Origin of the sequence: Ottowia thiooxydans DSM 14619, assembly GCF_000422885.1 — a bacterium.
In the GTDB taxonomy this organism is placed as follows: Bacteria; Pseudomonadota; Gammaproteobacteria; order Burkholderiales; family Burkholderiaceae_C; genus Ottowia; species Ottowia thiooxydans.
In genome coordinates this window covers 1-15,809 of the sequence record NZ_AUGX01000014.1, presented here as the reverse complement: position 1 = coordinate 15,809, position 15,809 = coordinate 1, and the positions used below count along the sequence as shown (strand labels likewise).

Below are 15,809 nucleotides of genomic sequence, written 5' to 3'. Positions count from 1 at the left end.
AAAAATGATCAGAGCGCCGGGGTGCTTGGAAAATACTCTTGCAGTAATTGATCAAAGCGGGCGTCCCATTCGGTGCGCCAGGCTTCACGGCGACCGGTTTCGATCCAGGCGCCATCGAGCCCGTTGTGCATGAGCGCGCGCAGCTCCGCTGGCGCGCAACCAAACTGCTCCACCATCATGGCCCATGCTTGGGTAGGGGTGATGTTGTGCAAAGTGGGATCGTCGCTGTTGGGATGGATCTTCAGGCCCAATGCGAGCATGCGCCGAATGGGGTGATCCAGCGCCCAGCGCTCAGGCGCCAACGTGCGCAGATAGTAGGAATTGGCGGGAACGACCGTGAACACCATGCCGCGCTTACGCAAGCGCTCGGTGAGTTCGGGGTTGTCAATCGCTGTATAACCATGATCGATGCGGTCTACCTGCAGGGTGTCGAGCGCAGTCTTCACGTTAGTCCATGGCAATCCAAACTCACCTGCGTGCGCAGTGGTCTTCAAGCCAGCCGCGCGAGCATCTGCGTAAGCTTGTGTAAACAGCTCAGGTGCACCGAGGCCTTCACGGTAATCAATGCCAATGCCGGGGACTTCTTCGCGGCGGGCTGCAGCCATCCAGCCCACCATCTCCACAGCGGCCTGCGGCGGCGCCTCCCGATCAATGGCTGGAACCAGACGGCCAACAATTCCCAGATCCCGCTCGGCATCTAGCGCGGCCTGAACGATGGCATCTTGAAGCACGGCGTAAGACAAGCCTGAATGTTGCACCACGCCTGTGGGGTTCCAGAAAAACTCCGTATAGAGCACGTTGTGCGCGCGGGCATCTTCAAGGTATTCGCGCGTCAGCCGGTACAAATCATCTGGGCGGCGCAATACGTGGTTTTCCAGCGCTCGCAAGCCTGGAATTGCCCCTTGGCGCTTTTCACCATGCGCGAACAAGCCATCGATCTGCTCCGTGCTGATACCACCGGAGCGCCGGGCCAATTCATGAAAGGTGTCTTGGCGAATAGCGCCCAGCAAATGGCAGTGAATTTCCACCTTGGGCAAGGCGTGGCAAAAGGCATGCACGGCCGACCCTTGCGCGAGGGCGTCCGCGGAGGGAACAAAAGTACTAGTCATGAACCTGAACCGGATGAAACTGTAGATGAATGCGCGGAGACGTTGGAATTAGCGGTCATTCGGTTTCCTGCCTATTATCGGCGTCCTTGCCACCAGCGAAACGCTCCGTATAGCAGGCCCGCAGCGAACAAACCCAGAGCCAGCCACTTTTCAAGGTGGTGCATATGTCCTAGAGTGCGTTGGGCGGCTTCCCCAAAGAACCATCCCAGACTGGTGAAGAGGCTGGCCCAGAGCAACGCGCCCAGGGCGTTAAACATGACAAACGCAGGCACTGGCGTGCTCGACATGCCGATCACCACAGGCCCGGCGATCCGGAAACCGTAGGTGAAACGCACTGCGATGATCACCGCCGCGCGGTAACGCCCAATCCAGCCATCCACCTTTTCTCTCTGGCGCGCCAACGAAGGCCACCGCGCGAGCAAGGCCGGACCGTGGCGCCGCCCCAACCAAAAGAAAAACAAATCGCCGGCAAAGCCTGCCACTGTGGCCACTGCGACCACTCCGGCGAAATCCAAATAGGCCCGGTGTGCAGCAAAACCAGCTAAAAGCAGCACCGCTTCGCCTTCCAGCAAGCAGCCTATGGCTACCGCGCCATAGCCATAGCGGGCGATCAGTTCAAATAAATCCATGGCTAGATGTTAAGACGCCGTGCCGGTATTGCATGAAATGGACTTACGATCCAACAAGAGGAGAGCGAAACCATGACCGATTTAAGCAAAATCACCTGCATAGAGGATCTGCGCCGGATCGCGCAGCGCCGCGTACCCCGTATGTTCTACGACTACGCGGACTCTGGCAGTTGGACAGAAAGCACCTACCGCGCCAACGAATCTGATTTTCAGACCATGCTGCTGCGCCAGCGTGTGGCGGTCAATATGGAGGGGCGCTCCACTGCGACCACCATGATCGGGCAACCTGTCACGATGCCGGTAGCCCTCGCGCCTACTGGCCTCACTGGCATGCAGCACGCGGATGGCGAAATTGCAGCCGCCCGGGCAGCCAAAAAATTCGGTGTGCCGTTCACCCTCTCAACCATGAGCATCTGCTCTATCGAAGACGTGGCACAGCATGCAGGCCCCGGATTCTGGTTCCAGCTCTACATGATGCGCGACCGCGATTTCATTGAACGCCTGATTGACCGCGCAAAACTGGCCGGCTGCGGCGCACTGGTGATCACGCTGGATCTGCAGATCATGGGCCAGCGACACAAGGACATCAAGAATGGACTCTCCACACCCCCAAAGCCAACGCTGGCTAACCTGATCAATCTGGCTACGAAGCCGAGGTGGTGCCTTGGCATGCTGCAAACACCGCGGCGCAAGTTCGGCAACATCCATGGCCACGTGAAAGGTGTCACGGACATGGCCAATCTTGGCGCATGGACCGCCGATCAGTTCGACCCCCGGCTCAATTGGGGCGACGTGGAATGGATCAAAAAGCGCTGGGGAGGCAAGATCATCATCAAGGGCATCATGGAAGCGGAAGACGCTCGCCTTGCGGTGGATAGCGGCGCTGATGCACTGATCGTGAGCAACCACGGCGGCCGCCAGTTAGACGGAGCGCCTTCCACCATCACTGCCCTGCCCGCCATCGTGGATGCGGTGGGCTCGCAGATCGAGGTGCATATGGATTCCGGCATCCGCAGTGGGCAAGATGTACTGAAAGCCCGAGCATTGGGTGCACACGGAACCTATATTGGCCGGGCTTTTCTTTACGGCCTTGGTGCCGCGGGCGAAGCCGGCGTCACCAAAGCTCTGCAGATCATCCATAAGGAGCTGGATATCACGATGGCCTTCAGCGGCCACACGAGCATTGAAACGGTAGACAAGACGATCTTCCGTCCGGGGACGTATCCGGTCGCTTGAGTGATCTCGCCGGAGGCGGCGAGATCACCCTTTCGATGGTTATTGGCGGCGGCGTACGCCCCGCACACCCAAGCCGGCAGCGAGTAGACCGAGCAAGAGCACGCCCCACTCCCCCATGGTGGGCACTGCTACGGGTTGCACGCCCCCCCCACTAGCGCCGCCACCGGTGCCGGTACCGCTCAAAGCAAGAGGACCGCTCACCGGCACGTTGGCCGTGACAGTGATGGATTGGCTCGCCGCTCCCGGCGCCGTGGGAGAGAACACGTAGCTCAGGGTACATGAAGCTCCCCCCAGCAGCATGAAGGGTGGCGTGCCGCACGAACCGCCTGACAGGGCAAAAGGTCCGGTAGCTGCTGTCAACGCGGTCACCGTCAGGACTTCATCTCCGGTATTGGTCAGCGTGACGGTTTGCGCACCACTGCTGCCGCCTACGGGCATTGAGGCAAACGCTATGGTCGATGGCGAAATACCCAACATGCCCGGAGCCAACAAATTGGTGGTGTCGGTCGCGCTGTTGTTCTCCAGATCAGGATCAGTGACACCGCCTGTCGACGCAACCGTAGCCGTATTGGATAGGACGCCTGTGGCGGAAGCGCTGATTGAGCATACTGCCGAATACGTGACGCTGGCGCCCACAGGAAGGTTCACGCTATCCGAAATGGCGCCTGAGCCGCTGGTTGAGCAGGTGCCGCTGCCGCTGGCAGTACAAGTCCAGTTCACGGTGGTGCAAGCAGCCGGGAAGGTATCGCTCACCAAAGCTGTTGTTGGAGCCGGACCGGCCATATTGCTGGCCACAATGGTGTAGGTTACGTTGCTGCCTGCCACCGCAGACGGTACGCCATCGGACTTGGTGATGGAGAGGTCAGCACCTAGCCCAAATGTGCCAAATTCATCTCGAGCCGACACCCCACCGATGCCGTCGAAAGGCAAGCCTTCGGCTATCACGACGAAACGGTACGGTAATGCGGTGTCGGCCGTATTCACGCCCAGATTGAATTCCACCGCCACCGACGCGCCGCTAGCCAACGGAGCCGTCGTGGTAATGACTCCTGCGGTGAGGCTCGAATTGAGCCCCCCGCCCAGCGTCTGCGCAGCAGGAGTTTGCAATGCCAGAGCAGCCAGTGACCGTGTACTGGAATCCGTCAGCGTTACCGTCTGAACCGGTGAGCCGAGCACCCTTAGATCCAGGCCCCCTAAAGGCGGCGCGCCCCCTGCTTGCGTACTGATGTCCACGATCCTGAATCGCAGAGCGAGCAGATTCTTACTTGAGTCATTGCGATAAACGCGTCGGATCTTCAAAGTCCCACTGCTGCCGTTGGCGACAGGCGTGGGATCAAACACCATGTTCGGTCCCGTTGTTGGCGTTTGAGCAGGATCCAACACCAGCGGCGTCAACGCCAGTGAACCATGCATAGGGGCAGCAGTGGTGGTGAATGCCGTTGCGGTATGGCCGCGCTGGGGGCCGGGGGCACCCAGAACGGCTGGCACGCCATCGAGCGTTCTACCCAACGTGTCCACCAGTACAAAGTCGGTGGCATTGTTGCCGGTGTCGCTTGGAAAGCCTGAGGCCTCGCGGCGTACCCAGCTATGCTGGCCAGCCGTGGTGATGGGCGTCAGCCCCGTACCTTCCTTGTAATCCGCTGCGGTAACGCCGGTCGAACCCACCGAATCCAGGCGACGCGCCGAATCTGCTGCTGCCGTTGAAAAGATGGCTATGCCTGCATCGTCCGGTAAAAACCCATTCGCCGATGCAGGATTGATGACGATATTTCCGGAGCCACTGGAGGTGATGCCAGTACCAGTAGGATAGGTGGATAGGCTATAGGTATTACCCGCTGGGCTGGGCGCCGTAGGTTGACTCGAAAACAGAAAATAGCTGCGCGGCGCAATCGCCAAGGGGCCTGTCGTGCCGATAGTTTGCGAGATCACCACGAAATCATTTTCCGCCGCGCCTTGAGCAACGCCGATGCGCCAACCGGCCCCAGCCACGGAGGTCGGATCCGCACCGGGAATGGCATCTATGAGCGTAATAGATTGATCCGTGTTGTTGTACAGCTCAATGAATTCGTCCACGGAACCATCAGACCCTGGTGGCGTGGTGCCCGCCCCTCGTGTGCGGAATTCAGAGATCAGGATATCCCCAGCTGCGGGCGGCGCAGGCCTGGAGTCAAAGGTAATCGACCATCCACCGCTTAGTGAACCGCCGTCGAGATTGGCGTCGTCAACGATGTACAGATTCCACGTGCCATTAGGACTGTCACCGTTGAATGCTGACAGGGTGTAGGTGTACGGGGCCGCTGGAGCAGGTCCGGGAAAGGCATCCGTCGCGCCCGAGTTGGCTGGCCGGTAGTTGCCAGTGGTAAATGGAAAACCTGTGTTGCCGGTGACGACTGAGGGAATGGGCCGCTCGGCATAGTCGTCCAAGGTGACGTTGATGTTCGATACCCCAGGACCTCCTGCTCCAAAATCGGACATGAGGACTGATTTGCGGCCGCTGGGTGAGACAAGCAAAAAGTCAGTGTCAGATGGAAATGCGTGGCTGAAACCGTTCAACGTGATCGACACCCGCTCCACTACGCCGGTGACGCCCGACACGGTGATTGGTGATGGATATAACGACGCCGCCTGTCCGGGTGAAGCACAAGGATTGGGACAATCTGTGATGGTGATCGCCGTAGAATTTGTGAATGTGACAGGAGCTGCCTGGGCGACTTGCATAAGTGCGCACAAAGACAGCCCAACCACGCTCACCATCATCGCCATGTGGCGGCCCCAACGGCCACCCTGCGTAGCGAATTTTTGTACTTGCCCCATACCTTCTCCCTAACCGTGACACGTCACCATTGATCTCCTACTAATGTAATCATTTATTACATTTTTAGGTGGATACTTTTACTTATCCATTACTCTTGACGCGTTATCCGATTGTCGTGAGTTAGGAGTCAGGTGGAAATCTTGAGTTACCTGCCGACGAATCTGGCCTGCCCAGGGCGCGCAGATCAGTCACACGGTGCTCGTTTGACGAGGTCCTTGTACGGTCATACGATCTCAGACGCGGCGAACAAGAACCTCCTCACCCTGCTCTTTTTTGAGGTTGGAGTTTCCCTAGACATCTGCGATGTGCTCTGTGCGCACCAGATAGGTGTCCACCGCGAAGTGACAGATACAGATACGCCTAAAAATGAAGGACCCCGCTATGCCCAACACGATCCGACTGCACCGCGTTATTACAGCCAAACCGGAAAAACTCTTCCGCGCATTCGTGGAACCTGACGCCATAGCAAGCTGGCTGCCGCCGTTTGGCTTCACCTGCACGGTTCATGAACTGGATGCCACGGTCGGTGGAAAGCACAGAATGTCGTTCAGGAACTTCACTACTGGCCACAGCCATTCATTTGGTGGCACCTATCTGGAGTTCACCCCAGGGCAACGCCTGGTCTACACGGACAAGTTTGACGACCCCAACATGCCTGGCGAGATGACAGTCACCGTGGAGTTGAAAGCTGTACTGGTAGGAACCGAAATGAACATCGAGCAGAAAGGCATCCCTGACTTCATTCCCCCTGAAGCGTGCTATCTGGGATGGCAGGAATCTCTGCGGAAACTGGCGAAACTAGTGGAGCCTGAAATCAACCAATAGGCGCTCGAAGGAAGAAGCGCAAGAAGGCATTTCCCTGGCTCAGCTCTATTCCGGGCGAAGTGAAACTTGCGCCACCCTTTCGCCAATCGCCAGGCTGCTTGTAAGCCCGGGTGACTCGATGCCGAAAAGATTGACCAAGCCGGGCACCCCATGCTGACCCGGCCCTTGAATAAGAAAATCAGCCGCAGGCTCCCCGGGGCCGCTGATCTTGGGACGAATTCCAGCGTAGCCAGCCTGCAGCGCGCCCTCTGGCAGGCCCGGCCAATACTTGCGAACTTCGGCATAGAAGGCGTCTCCACGAGCAGGATTCACCTGAAGATCATCGGCCGTTTCCACCCATTGCACATCTGGGCCAAACTTGGCCTGTCCGCCCAGATCGAGCGTGAGATGCACACCTAGGCCTCCTGCCTCAGGCACCGGATAGATCAACCGGGTAAAAGGCGCCCTGCCCGCCAGGGTGAAATAGTTGCCCTTCGCGAAGCTCGCTTTGGGCACGTGGCGGGCATCCAGACCTTGGAAGCGCCTTGCAAGATCAGGAGCCTGTAGGCCAGCAGCGTTGACGAGCTGCCGAACTTCCAGCTCGGTTCCGTCAGCCATCGTCAGAACATGGCCTTCCCGCGCCGGCCCCGCATTGAGCCCAACAGTCACCAGTTCTGAGTTGAGTGCGATCAAGCCACCTGCCTGCTCCACATCCGCAAGCAGGGACAACATCAACCCATGGCTGTCCACAATCCCTGTGGAAGGTGAATGCAAGGCTGCGATGCATTCGAGTGTGGGCTCCAGCGTGCGCGCCTCGTCACGGGTGAGCAGCACCAGATCATGAACGCCGCTAGCAACCGCGCGCTCACGGATGGTTTGCAAAGCGGGTAGTTCAGACTCACTGGTCGCGACGATGAGTTTGCCGCAGCGACGATGAGCCACGCTGCGCTGTTCGCAATACTCGTAAAGCAAGTGTTTTCCCCGCACGCAGAGCGCTGCCTTCAGGGAACCAGGTGGGTAATAGATGCCCGCGTGAATCACCTCACTATTGCGGGAGCTGATGCCGCTGCCGATCGCGCCCGCAGCTTCAAGAATGAGCACTTCTTGCCCCTGGAGCGCCAGTGCACGCGCGACAGCGAGCCCCACCACTCCGGCACCCACTATTGCGGTATCTATCTGATCCATCGTTGCCCCTCTAGAAACGCCTGCGTATCTCAGGCTGGTTTGCGTTAACCAATCCGGGCTCCATGGCCTTCGAACTCTTCGTAGTCCTTGACCGACGCCGCATCGTCGCCAGCGCTTACTACCTAGGTTCGCATACCGGCATAAAGTTCTTTCACGGTACTTTTCACCGAGACATGAAGAAGGAGTTCACATGAAATTTTCACCCGCTCTGATGGCTATGGTCGCATCCAGCTTGTTTGCCACGAGCAGCTTTGCACTCACTCAGGCTGAGTACAAAACTGAAAAAGACCAAATCGCTGCTTCATACAAGTCTGCCAAAGCGCAGTGTGACACGATGAAAGACAACGCAAAAGACGTTTGCAAGAAGCAAGCGGAAGGTGCGGAAAAAGTAGCCAAGGCGGATCTGGAGGCGCGTAAGAGTCCCACCGAACGCAATCATCACAAGGCCCGCTTGGCCAAAGCGGATGCCGACTACGAAGTAGCCAAGGAAAAATGTGACGACCAAGCCGGCAATGCCAAGGACGTTTGTAAAAAAGACGCCACCACAGCCCACGTGACAGCCAAGGAAAATGCCAAGGTTGCCAAAGCTATAGAGACACCAGCTCGCACTCCAGCTGTTCACAACGCCAACGTCTCGGAAGCTCGCCAAGATGCGGCTGTCGAGAAAAACGAAGCGAACTACAAAGCTGCTGCCGAGCGTTGCGACACACTGTCAGGCGCTGTCAAAGACAAATGCGTGGCCGATGCCAAACTGAAGTTTGGTCAGAAGTAATCAGTTGGAACCATGCGCTGAAGCCTCCTAACCTGGTCGCTTCTGCAAGGGGGATGGCGCAAATCCGTGATTTAACGGACCTACGCCCTCCCCCGTTTTCACGTCTGCGCCAGAGATCAAGGCCTGACGAACGTAGTCCAGCCCGGCTTCCACAGCCTGCATGAGTGGCAAGCCCAGGGCCATATGAGATGCGATGGCTGAGGATAAAGTGCAACCCGCGCCGTGGAGATTGTGCGAGTGAATGCGTTTAGCCCGCATCTCATGCAAAACCGGCTCATTCGAGTTGCCCGGCATGACCAGCAAATCATGCACCTCTTCCCCTGCGAGATGCCCCCCCTTTAGCAGCACCGCATGAGCGCCCAGGCCCAGCAAAGCGAGGGCAGCCGGAGTCAAGTCTGCAACCTCCTTAATAGGTTTACCAAGTAATAGCGCAGCTTCGTCCACATTAGGAGTAATGATGGCGGCGCGCGGAAACAGCTCTCGCACCAGGGCCTGCACTGCGGGTGTTTCTATGAGCTGGGCACCGTTAGCTGAGACCATGACCGGATCAAGCACCACATGTGGCAACGCGTGACGGTCAATAGCCCGGGCGACGGCACCCACGATCTCCACGCTGTGCAGCATGCCGATCTTGACTGCGTGCGCGCCAATATCGCCCATGACGGCGTCAATCTGCTGGGTGAGGAATTCTGCGGGCGCTGAATGTATGGCAGTGACACCTTGCGTGTTCTGTGCCGTCAATGCTGTGATCGCGCTCATGCCGAAGCAACCCAGCGCGGCCATGGTTTTCAGGTCCGCCTGAATGCCAGCGCCGCCGCCGGAATCTGATCCCGCGATGGTCAGCACGCGTACGTATTGGTACTTCAATGAACCGCTCATGGAATGTTCAGCCCTATGCATCAAGAGACGGATGCGGCATATTGGGAATTGGCAGCGCTTGCGCGGCTCGGCCTTGTTCAAGGGCGGCTTGCCATACCGGAATCGTCATGCTTGGGTTATCGCCAATGCCCCGCACCACACATACTCCACTTGCCCCGCTGCTTGCGGCTTGCGAAAGTTGGGCAGGCTCCAGAATGCCGCCAATGGCAACCACAGGCACGCCGGCCATTTGAACCCACCAAGCGAGGTTGTCCAATCCTTGTGCATGCCAAGGCATGTCTTTGGTCAATGTGGGCCAGACAGGACCACAAGCCACATAGAGTGGACTCAATGTGCGGGCTCGGGCAAGCTCCCACAGACTGTGGCTGCTGATGCCCACTCGCACCCCGGTACGTGCAAGGGCTGCGCGCCCTGCTTCGCCCAACGCCAGCAGATCTTCTTGCCCTACGTGCACAGCGCTTGCGCCTAGATCGTGGGCTAGCTGCCAATGGTCGTTGACGATCAGCAAGGCGCCGGCAGCATGGCACGCCGCTACGGATTTTTTAATGGCCTCGCGAAGCGCCGCACGCCAAGCGTCATCAGGCGTGGGGGGTTCCTTCACGCGTAGTTGCACCGTCTTAACCCCGGTTGCCACCACCTGCGCCACGCGCTCGGCGGAATCGACAATGGCGTACAAATCCAGAGCGGCCAAGAAAGGCGATGAACCAGACAAAGGCTCCGCTGAAAAATCTATGTTCTCGCCCCAGGACATCCAGGGCATAAGTTCCGGCTCTGTGGCGAAACCGGCTTGCGCGGCCACCGGACCGGCGCCCTGTCCAGCCGCGTAGCCATTTCGCAAAGCCTGCGTGGTGGCCATTTTGGCCAGCACCAGAGCATCTGCAACCACGAACCCCAAAGCCATCGCCGCCGCCGCACTGGTGGCAAAAGTGCAGCCTGTACCGTGATTGTTCGGTGTGTCAACGCGCGGCAGGGTCAGCCAGCCCGCGGCGTGAGGGGTGTCTATCCAGTCGACCGATTGACCGGAGAAGGACGATGAGTCGCCACAGGTGATCGCAACGGCTGCGGAGCCGAGAGCCCGCAAGGTTCGAGCGATGGTGGGAATGGATTCAGTAGTTGAGATGGAGGCGCCGCCGACCCTCACCCCCGCCCTCTCCCCCTCGGGGAGAGGGAGTAAATCCGCCGGCATGAGCTCTGCTGCATTGCTTCCTCTCCCCTCGGGGGAGAGGGTTGGGGCGCCCGGCTTCGGGGTGAGGGCTAGCGAGGCATCTCGACCATCAGCGGCCAACCTCCTCGCCTCACTCCCGCCCCCTACGAGCGAGGCATTGCTCCCTCTCCCCTCGGGGGAGAGGGTTGGGGCGCACGGCTTCGGGGTGAGGGCTGGCGAGGCATCTTGACCATCAGCGGCCAACCTCCTCGCCTCACTCTCATTGGGGGTGATCAGCGTTGCGCGCGGCAAAAGCCACTCGCGATACGCTTGAAGCATCTCGCCATTGGCGAACGAAGCCCCTGTGCTTGCACCCATCACGGGATCAATCACCAATGAAACCGGGCCCTGTGCGCGTAGCTTGTCGACCCAGCGCGCTACGACCATCACATTGCCGACACTGCCCAGCATGCCAGTCTTGATCACAGTAGGAGGCATGTCTTCGGCCAACGCGGCCAACTGCGCCTCCAGCATCTCGGAGGCGACTGCTTCTATGCGCGTCACGCCCACAGAGCTTTGCGCCGTAATAGCCGCCACCACCGGGCACAGGTGCACGCCAAAAGCAACCGCTGCGCGTTGATCAGCAGAGAGCCCAGCGCCCCCGCCGCTGTCGTTGCCAGCAATGCTCCAGACAAGGGGAGGTCTTGTGGACGGCACTTCAGTCTCCAATCAGAAACGGATTGCCAGCCACCGGTGTGGTGGCTACCGCAAAATCTTGCCGCGCCATGACGCCGGCAAGGTACGCCGTGCGCCCCGCAGCAATGGCTTGACCAAAAGCAGATGCCATGCGCGTGGGGTCACTAGCCTGGCTCACGGCGGAATTGAGCAACACTGCGTCGAACCCCATTTCCATAGCCTGAGCAGCGTGGCTGGGCGCACCAATGCCGGCGTCTACGATGAGCACCACGCCGGGCAAGCGGGCGCGCAAGGTTTTCAGAGCAAATGGATTGAGCAAACCCTGACCCGAACCTATAGGAGCGCCCCAGGGCATGAGCAGAGGGCAGCCGGCATCCAGCAGGCGTTTGGCCGTGACAAGATCATCAGTGCAATAGGGAAACACGGTAAAGCCATCTCTGGCGAGTTGGCGCGCGGCTTCCACCAACTCAAGCGGGTCTGGCTGCAAGGTGTATTCATCACCCACCACTTCCAGCTTGATCCAGGGCGTGTCATAAAGCTCGCGAGCCATGTGGGCCAACTGGATCGCCTCGCGCGCCGTCGTGCAGCCGGCGGTGTTCGGGAGCAAGCGCGCGCCGTGCTGAGTCATGGCACTGCGGATCATCTCCACAAAGCCATTGTCTCCGGCCGCCGCGAGTTGCCGCTTGAGACCGACAGTAATGATCTGTGAACCCGACGCTGCGATAGCGTCACCCAAGACCTTGGGTGAGGGATACCCGGCAGTGCCAAGCAAAAACCGGCTCGTAAGCGTTATATCGCCTACTGCCCACTGATCTGCTTGATGATCTGATTGGTCGCGTTGATCTCTTTGCACGGTCATTCTCTTTTCCACATAGGTGAATGGGACTTCGCCTATTCTTTTATAAATGCAGCCACCCCTGGCGAAGCCCCAAAGCGGCCACAATTGCGGCCGCCAACACCATTAAAAACACAGGCCATTCGCCACGCGTAAAGAGCGCGGTGCCTTGGCTTCGGCGTGTCCAGGCATAGAGCAGCGCTCCTGGCGTGTACAACAATGCAGACAGCAACAGATACTTCATGCCGCCTGCATACAGCAACCATAGGGCATACAGCACGGCCACGGCGGCAATAGCCATGTCGCGCATCCGCAAAGTCCTGTCGGCCGATCTGTAGCTCTCGCCTCGCCATGCCAGGCGCAGGCCGAAAAGCGCCGCCCACATATAGGGCAGCAAGATCATCGATGTTCCCAGATTCACCAATGACAAATAGGTGGAACTGCTCATCAGGGTGATTAACAGAAAAGTTTGCACAAAACCGCTGGTAAGCCACATGGCACTCACCGGGACTCCATGCGCGTTCTCCTTGGCCAGCCAGTCCGGCGCCGAGCCGTCACGCGCGGCCATAAAAAGCGTCTCGCTGGAAAGGAGCAACCAGGAGAGCAACGCTCCCGAAAGCGAGACCAGCAGGCCCACGCTGATCAATGCCGCACCCCAGGGGCCCACGACGTGAGCGAGGACATGCGCCATGGAGGGGTTCTTCAGCTTGGCCAACTCTGGTTGCGCCATCACTCCAAGCGAAAGCAGGCTCACTGCCACCATCAGCGCCAGGGTGAAAAGAAAACCCAAAAGCGTCGCGGTGCCCACCTCAGCCCGGCGTGCCGCGCGAGCCGAATACACGCTAGCACCCTCCACGCCCACAAACACCCAGGCGGTGACGAGCATCATGCCGCGCACCTGATGCGACACAGTTCCCAGTTCAGGGGTAGCACTTCCCCAGATATCCTGCGAAAAAATCCCCGGCTGGAACGCCAGCGCCACCAGCACCACGAACAGCAATAGAGGCACCAGCTTGGCGACCGTGGTCAACTGATTGATAAACGCCGCCTCCTTGATTCCGCGCAGCACCAATGCGTGCATTCCCCACAGCAACGCAGAAGCGCACGCGACTGCAACGGGCGTGTTGCCTTCGCCAAACACCGGGAGGTAGTGGCCCAGAGTGCTGAAAAGGAGTACGTAATAGCCCACGTTACCCAGCACCGCCATGAACCAGTAGCCCCAGGCCGAACTGAAGCCCAGAAAGGGGCCAAACGCCGCGCGTGCGTAGGCATAGACCCCTGAGTCAAGGTTCGGTTGGCGTAATGTGAGATTCACAAATACGAAGGCCAGCGCCAACATGCCCAGGCCCGTAATGCCCCAGGCCAGCACCGTCGCACCCGCGGCCGCACTGGCGGCCGTGTTCTGAGGAATCGAGAAAATCCCCCCGCCTATCATCGAACCGACGACGAGAGCGGTAAGCGGGCCGAGATTGAGTTTTCTGGATGCGTTCGTGACTGAGTTGGTCACACTAGCCGCCCACAATGGGTTGGAACAGCAGAACGGCGTCGCCCTCACTCAAAACATAGTGGCGCAAGGTACGCGCGACGAAATCGCCATTGACCGCCGTGCTGACGGCCTTCTCATCATGGCCGAGCGATGCCACCAACTGTGCCAGCGTACTGCCATTGGGCACCTTGCGTGCCTGGCCATCGAGTTGGATAGTGATAACGGACGCCCCTGGCACAGGCTCTTCGAGGTGAGAATTCAGAATACTTGTCATTTTTATAACTGGGGCACCAAGGAACCATTTACGGTTAAAGCACTGAAAGGCTTCAACTCCGCAGCTCGCGCGCCTTCGGCCGAGAAAGCCTGTTCGATGAGCGCCGGTGCCAGCAACCAGCCGTGTCTAAACAATCCATTGATGGTAAGGCGGCGCCCTGCCCATTCGATAAGCGGGTTATTGTCAGGCAAAGCGGGGCGCAAATTGACATCGAGCTTCAGAATGCGTGCTTCTGCCAACCCCGGCACCACACTATGGGCTGCAGCCATCAACTCCGTGGCACTGCGCAAGCTGACTGGCGAGCGATCTTCGCTTTCGATCTCGCTGGCGCCCACCAGCACGTCGCGGGCAGAGCGAGGAACTATGTAGACGCGGTGGCGAGGGTGGAGCAGGCGAACCGGGCGCGTTAGCCCGTGGCCCGGGCTATCCAGCCAGATTACCTCACCGCGCACGCCGCGCACGGCCCCTGCTCCGGCTCCCACTCCCATTGGGGGAGTAGCTGAAGAGAGGCGGTCGGCCTTGGCGCCAACGCCTCGCACATCTATCACCACGTCAAAGGCAAGCGTCCGGCCATCTTGCAGGCGCAGCGTTCCGCCGCCCTCGCCCGCCTCCACAGCCAAAACACGCTGGCCCCAGTGGAAATCTGCCTGTTTCGCGCTCACGTGCAAAGCAGCCATCGCGGCCACGCTATCGATGAAACCCTCGCCGGGCAGCAGCCAAGCGTGTGCTGGGCCCTGGATGGAAGGCTCAAGCGCCTGCAACGCAGCAGCATCAAGCGGTTGCACGTTCTCACTGGGACTTGCTGATTTCCACTCCGTCGTGGCCGTAGCCGCCCGCAGGCGATCAAGCACTCTTTGCGCCGAGCCCAGATCAGCGCGGTGGGCCACCAGGAGGCTGCCGCGCGCCTGCACCAGATCTGCCTTGCCAAGTGCTGCTGCGATCTGCGTCCACATGGCCAATGAGCGCCAACCCAGCGCTGCCACCGCCGGCTCGGCGTTGTCCAGCTCGGCGAGGGGGCTGAGCATGCCGGCTGCAGTGAAGCCTGCCGCAGTCGGCACGTAAACCTCTCCGGCCTGACTGCGTGGCACGGGCGCGGGACTGTGGGAAGGGTCGAATACTGAGACGCGGTGGCCGGCGCGGGTCAGGTGCCACGCCAAAAGGCGGCCAAGCAAGCCTGCTCCGGCAATACCGATGTTTTTGGATTCAGACATGTACAAATTCGTGAGAGCGAGCCGGTTCGCTTTGGCAGGAACATAGGGACCTCCCACAAAACCCCTCGCGGCGGCGGATCGTTGGCGTCGGGCGGTCTGCGGCGTTGATTTTTTTGCCAATAGCGCCAGCTATTGGCTGCAAAACTCGCCTTGCATACCATCCCGACGCCAGCGCCCGGCATCCACGATGGGTTTTGCAGGAGGTCCCTGGAAGAATGTGCAGATTATTCACCTCAGTTGTCTTCACTTCTTTTCCCGGTTGTATGGGGCTGATTATTTAGAGTTCCGTGACTCATGCATGCGCCGCATTCCCTCAGCCTGCCCTGCTCCACGGCCGTCTGATTGTCCCCCTCTCCCGCTTGCGGGAGAGGGAGGGGTGAGGGTCGGCATGTGCTGGTCTAATTTCGAAAGACATCCCGATAAGGGAAATCAATGTCTCACAGGAATAGAAATGACCAAAGCCAAGACTAGGCGATCGTTCGACGCGGCGTTTAAGCTGCAGATCGTCAAGATGATTCGAGAGCAGCACCTGAGCGTGTCTCAGGTCTGCCGTGATATGGAGCTGACTGATAGCGCCGTCAGGCGCTGGCTCGATCAATATGAAGCGGAACTGTCGGGCCAGCGCGGCATTGGTAAGCCGCTGACGCCCGAGCAACAGCGTATCCGGGAGCTCGAAGCGCAGAATCTTCAACTTCGCCAGGACAACGACTTCCTAAAAAAAGCATCGGCCTTCT

General features: G+C 59.2%; 15 protein-coding genes. 5 read left to right on the top strand and 10 right to left on the bottom strand.

All coding sequences use genetic code 11. The features are described from left to right. Positions 1-8: 8 nt before the first annotated feature. Together G518_RS35085 and G518_RS35080 are read right to left on the bottom strand one after the other, a co-directional pair. Positions 9-1,109 (bottom strand): adenosine deaminase family protein, encoded by a 1,101-nt coding sequence (locus tag G518_RS35085; RefSeq protein ID WP_051236615.1) that lies wholly within the window; start codon positions 1,107-1,109, stop codon positions 9-11. A gap of 74 nt (positions 1,110-1,183) precedes the next feature. Next, on the bottom strand, positions 1,184-1,738 hold the full coding sequence (locus G518_RS35080) for a DedA family protein (protein WP_036594629.1): 555 nt from the start codon (positions 1,736-1,738) through the stop codon (positions 1,184-1,186). Between the two features lie 72 nt (positions 1,739-1,810). Here G518_RS35080 and G518_RS0113415 point away from each other — a divergent pair, with 72 nt between their 5' ends. Next, a complete protein-coding gene (locus G518_RS0113415; protein ID WP_028602984.1) occupies positions 1,811-2,974 on the top strand; it encodes an alpha-hydroxy acid oxidase in 1,164 nt (387 codons plus the stop codon). Between the two features lie 39 nt (positions 2,975-3,013). Here G518_RS0113415 and G518_RS0113410 read toward each other — a convergent pair whose 3' ends face one another. After that, complete coding sequence (locus G518_RS0113410; protein WP_169457944.1) at positions 3,014-5,449, bottom strand: IPTL-CTERM sorting domain-containing protein; 2,436 nt, start codon at positions 5,447-5,449, stop codon at positions 3,014-3,016. A gap of 43 nt (positions 5,450-5,492) precedes the next feature. On the opposite strand from G518_RS0113410, the gene G518_RS40410 reads away from it, so the two are divergent. Together G518_RS40410 and G518_RS0113405 are read left to right on the top strand one after the other, a co-directional pair. Further along, positions 5,493-5,801, top strand: a complete 309-nt coding sequence (locus tag G518_RS40410) for a hypothetical protein (RefSeq protein WP_169457943.1) — start codon at positions 5,493-5,495, stop codon at positions 5,799-5,801. 369 nt (positions 5,802-6,170) lie between these two features. Next, on the top strand, positions 6,171-6,614 hold the full coding sequence (locus tag G518_RS0113405; RefSeq protein WP_028602982.1) for an SRPBCC family protein: 444 nt from the start codon (positions 6,171-6,173) through the stop codon (positions 6,612-6,614). 45 nt (positions 6,615-6,659) lie between these two features. Here the strand turns inward: G518_RS0113405 and G518_RS0113400 are convergent, their stop codons facing one another. Then, positions 6,660-7,778 carry an NAD(P)/FAD-dependent oxidoreductase gene (locus G518_RS0113400; protein WP_028602981.1) on the bottom strand — a complete coding sequence of 373 codons (1,119 nt, stop codon included), beginning with the start codon at positions 7,776-7,778 and terminating at the stop codon, positions 6,660-6,662. A gap of 190 nt (positions 7,779-7,968) precedes the next feature. On the opposite strand from G518_RS0113400, the gene G518_RS0113390 reads away from it, so the two are divergent. Next, on the top strand, positions 7,969-8,550 hold the full coding sequence (locus G518_RS0113390; RefSeq protein WP_028602980.1) for a hypothetical protein: 582 nt from the start codon (positions 7,969-7,971) through the stop codon (positions 8,548-8,550). 27 nt (positions 8,551-8,577) lie between these two features. Here G518_RS0113390 and thiD read toward each other — a convergent pair whose 3' ends face one another. Genes thiD through G518_RS0113360 form a run of 6 tightly spaced genes read right to left on the bottom strand, consistent with a single transcriptional unit; the run spans position 8,578 to position 15,075 of the window. Continuing rightward, positions 8,578-9,429 carry a bifunctional hydroxymethylpyrimidine kinase/phosphomethylpyrimidine kinase gene (gene thiD / locus G518_RS0113385; protein WP_028602979.1) on the bottom strand — a complete coding sequence of 284 codons (852 nt, stop codon included), beginning with the start codon at positions 9,427-9,429 and terminating at the stop codon, positions 8,578-8,580. Between the two features lie 13 nt (positions 9,430-9,442). Beyond that, the gene (locus G518_RS0113380; protein WP_028602978.1) at positions 9,443-11,290 is read right to left on the bottom strand and encodes a bifunctional hydroxymethylpyrimidine kinase/phosphomethylpyrimidine kinase; all 1,848 of its coding nucleotides are present in this window, start codon (positions 11,288-11,290) and stop codon (positions 9,443-9,445) included. A 1-nt stretch (position 11,291) separates the two neighbouring features. Beyond that, positions 11,292-12,128 (bottom strand): thiazole synthase, encoded by an 837-nt coding sequence (locus G518_RS0113375; protein WP_051236613.1) that lies wholly within the window; start codon positions 12,126-12,128, stop codon positions 11,292-11,294. A gap of 40 nt (positions 12,129-12,168) precedes the next feature. Next, a complete protein-coding gene (gene arcD, locus G518_RS0113370; protein WP_028602976.1) occupies positions 12,169-13,611 on the bottom strand; it encodes an arginine-ornithine antiporter in 1,443 nt (480 codons plus the stop codon). Position 13,612: 1 nt separating this feature from the next. Continuing rightward, positions 13,613-13,864, bottom strand: a complete 252-nt coding sequence (gene thiS / locus G518_RS0113365) for a sulfur carrier protein ThiS (RefSeq protein WP_051236610.1) — start codon at positions 13,862-13,864, stop codon at positions 13,613-13,615. Between the two features lie 2 nt (positions 13,865-13,866). Beyond that, a complete protein-coding gene (locus G518_RS0113360; protein WP_028602974.1) occupies positions 13,867-15,075 on the bottom strand; it encodes an FAD-dependent oxidoreductase in 1,209 nt (402 codons plus the stop codon). Between the two features lie 451 nt (positions 15,076-15,526). On the opposite strand from G518_RS0113360, the gene G518_RS40405 reads away from it, so the two are divergent. Further along, on the top strand, positions 15,527-15,809 hold a 283-nt coding region (locus G518_RS40405; protein WP_028602973.1), incomplete at its 3' end, for a transposase.

What these genes read in the sequence shown, in the direction of transcription:
- G518_RS35085 (WP_051236615.1), bottom strand. Translation starts at nt 1,109, where the DNA reads ATGACTAGTACTTTTGTTCCCTCCGCGGACGCCCTCGCGCAAGGGTCG.
- G518_RS35080 (WP_036594629.1), bottom strand. Translation starts at nt 1,738, where the DNA reads ATGGATTTATTTGAACTGATCGCCCGCTATGGCTATGGCGCGGTAGCC.
- G518_RS0113415 (WP_028602984.1), top strand. Translation starts at nt 1,811, where the DNA reads ATGACCGATTTAAGCAAAATCACCTGCATAGAGGATCTGCGCCGGATC.
- G518_RS0113410 (WP_169457944.1), bottom strand. Translation starts at nt 5,449, where the DNA reads ATGTCCGATTTTGGAGCAGGAGGTCCTGGGGTATCGAACATCAACGTC.
- G518_RS0113405 (WP_028602982.1), top strand. Translation starts at nt 6,171, where the DNA reads ATGCCCAACACGATCCGACTGCACCGCGTTATTACAGCCAAACCGGAA.
- G518_RS0113400 (WP_028602981.1), bottom strand. Translation starts at nt 7,778, where the DNA reads ATGGATCAGATAGATACCGCAATAGTGGGTGCCGGAGTGGTGGGGCTC.
- G518_RS0113390 (WP_028602980.1), top strand. Translation starts at nt 7,969, where the DNA reads ATGAAATTTTCACCCGCTCTGATGGCTATGGTCGCATCCAGCTTGTTT.
- thiD (WP_028602979.1), bottom strand. Translation starts at nt 9,429, where the DNA reads ATGAGCGGTTCATTGAAGTACCAATACGTACGCGTGCTGACCATCGCG.
- G518_RS0113375 (WP_051236613.1), bottom strand. Translation starts at nt 12,128, where the DNA reads ATGACCGTGCAAAGAGATCAACGCGACCAATCAGATCATCAAGCAGAT.
- thiS (WP_051236610.1), bottom strand. Translation starts at nt 13,864, where the DNA reads ATGACAAGTATTCTGAATTCTCACCTCGAAGAGCCTGTGCCAGGGGCG.
- G518_RS0113360 (WP_028602974.1), bottom strand. Translation starts at nt 15,075, where the DNA reads ATGTCTGAATCCAAAAACATCGGTATTGCCGGAGCAGGCTTGCTTGGC.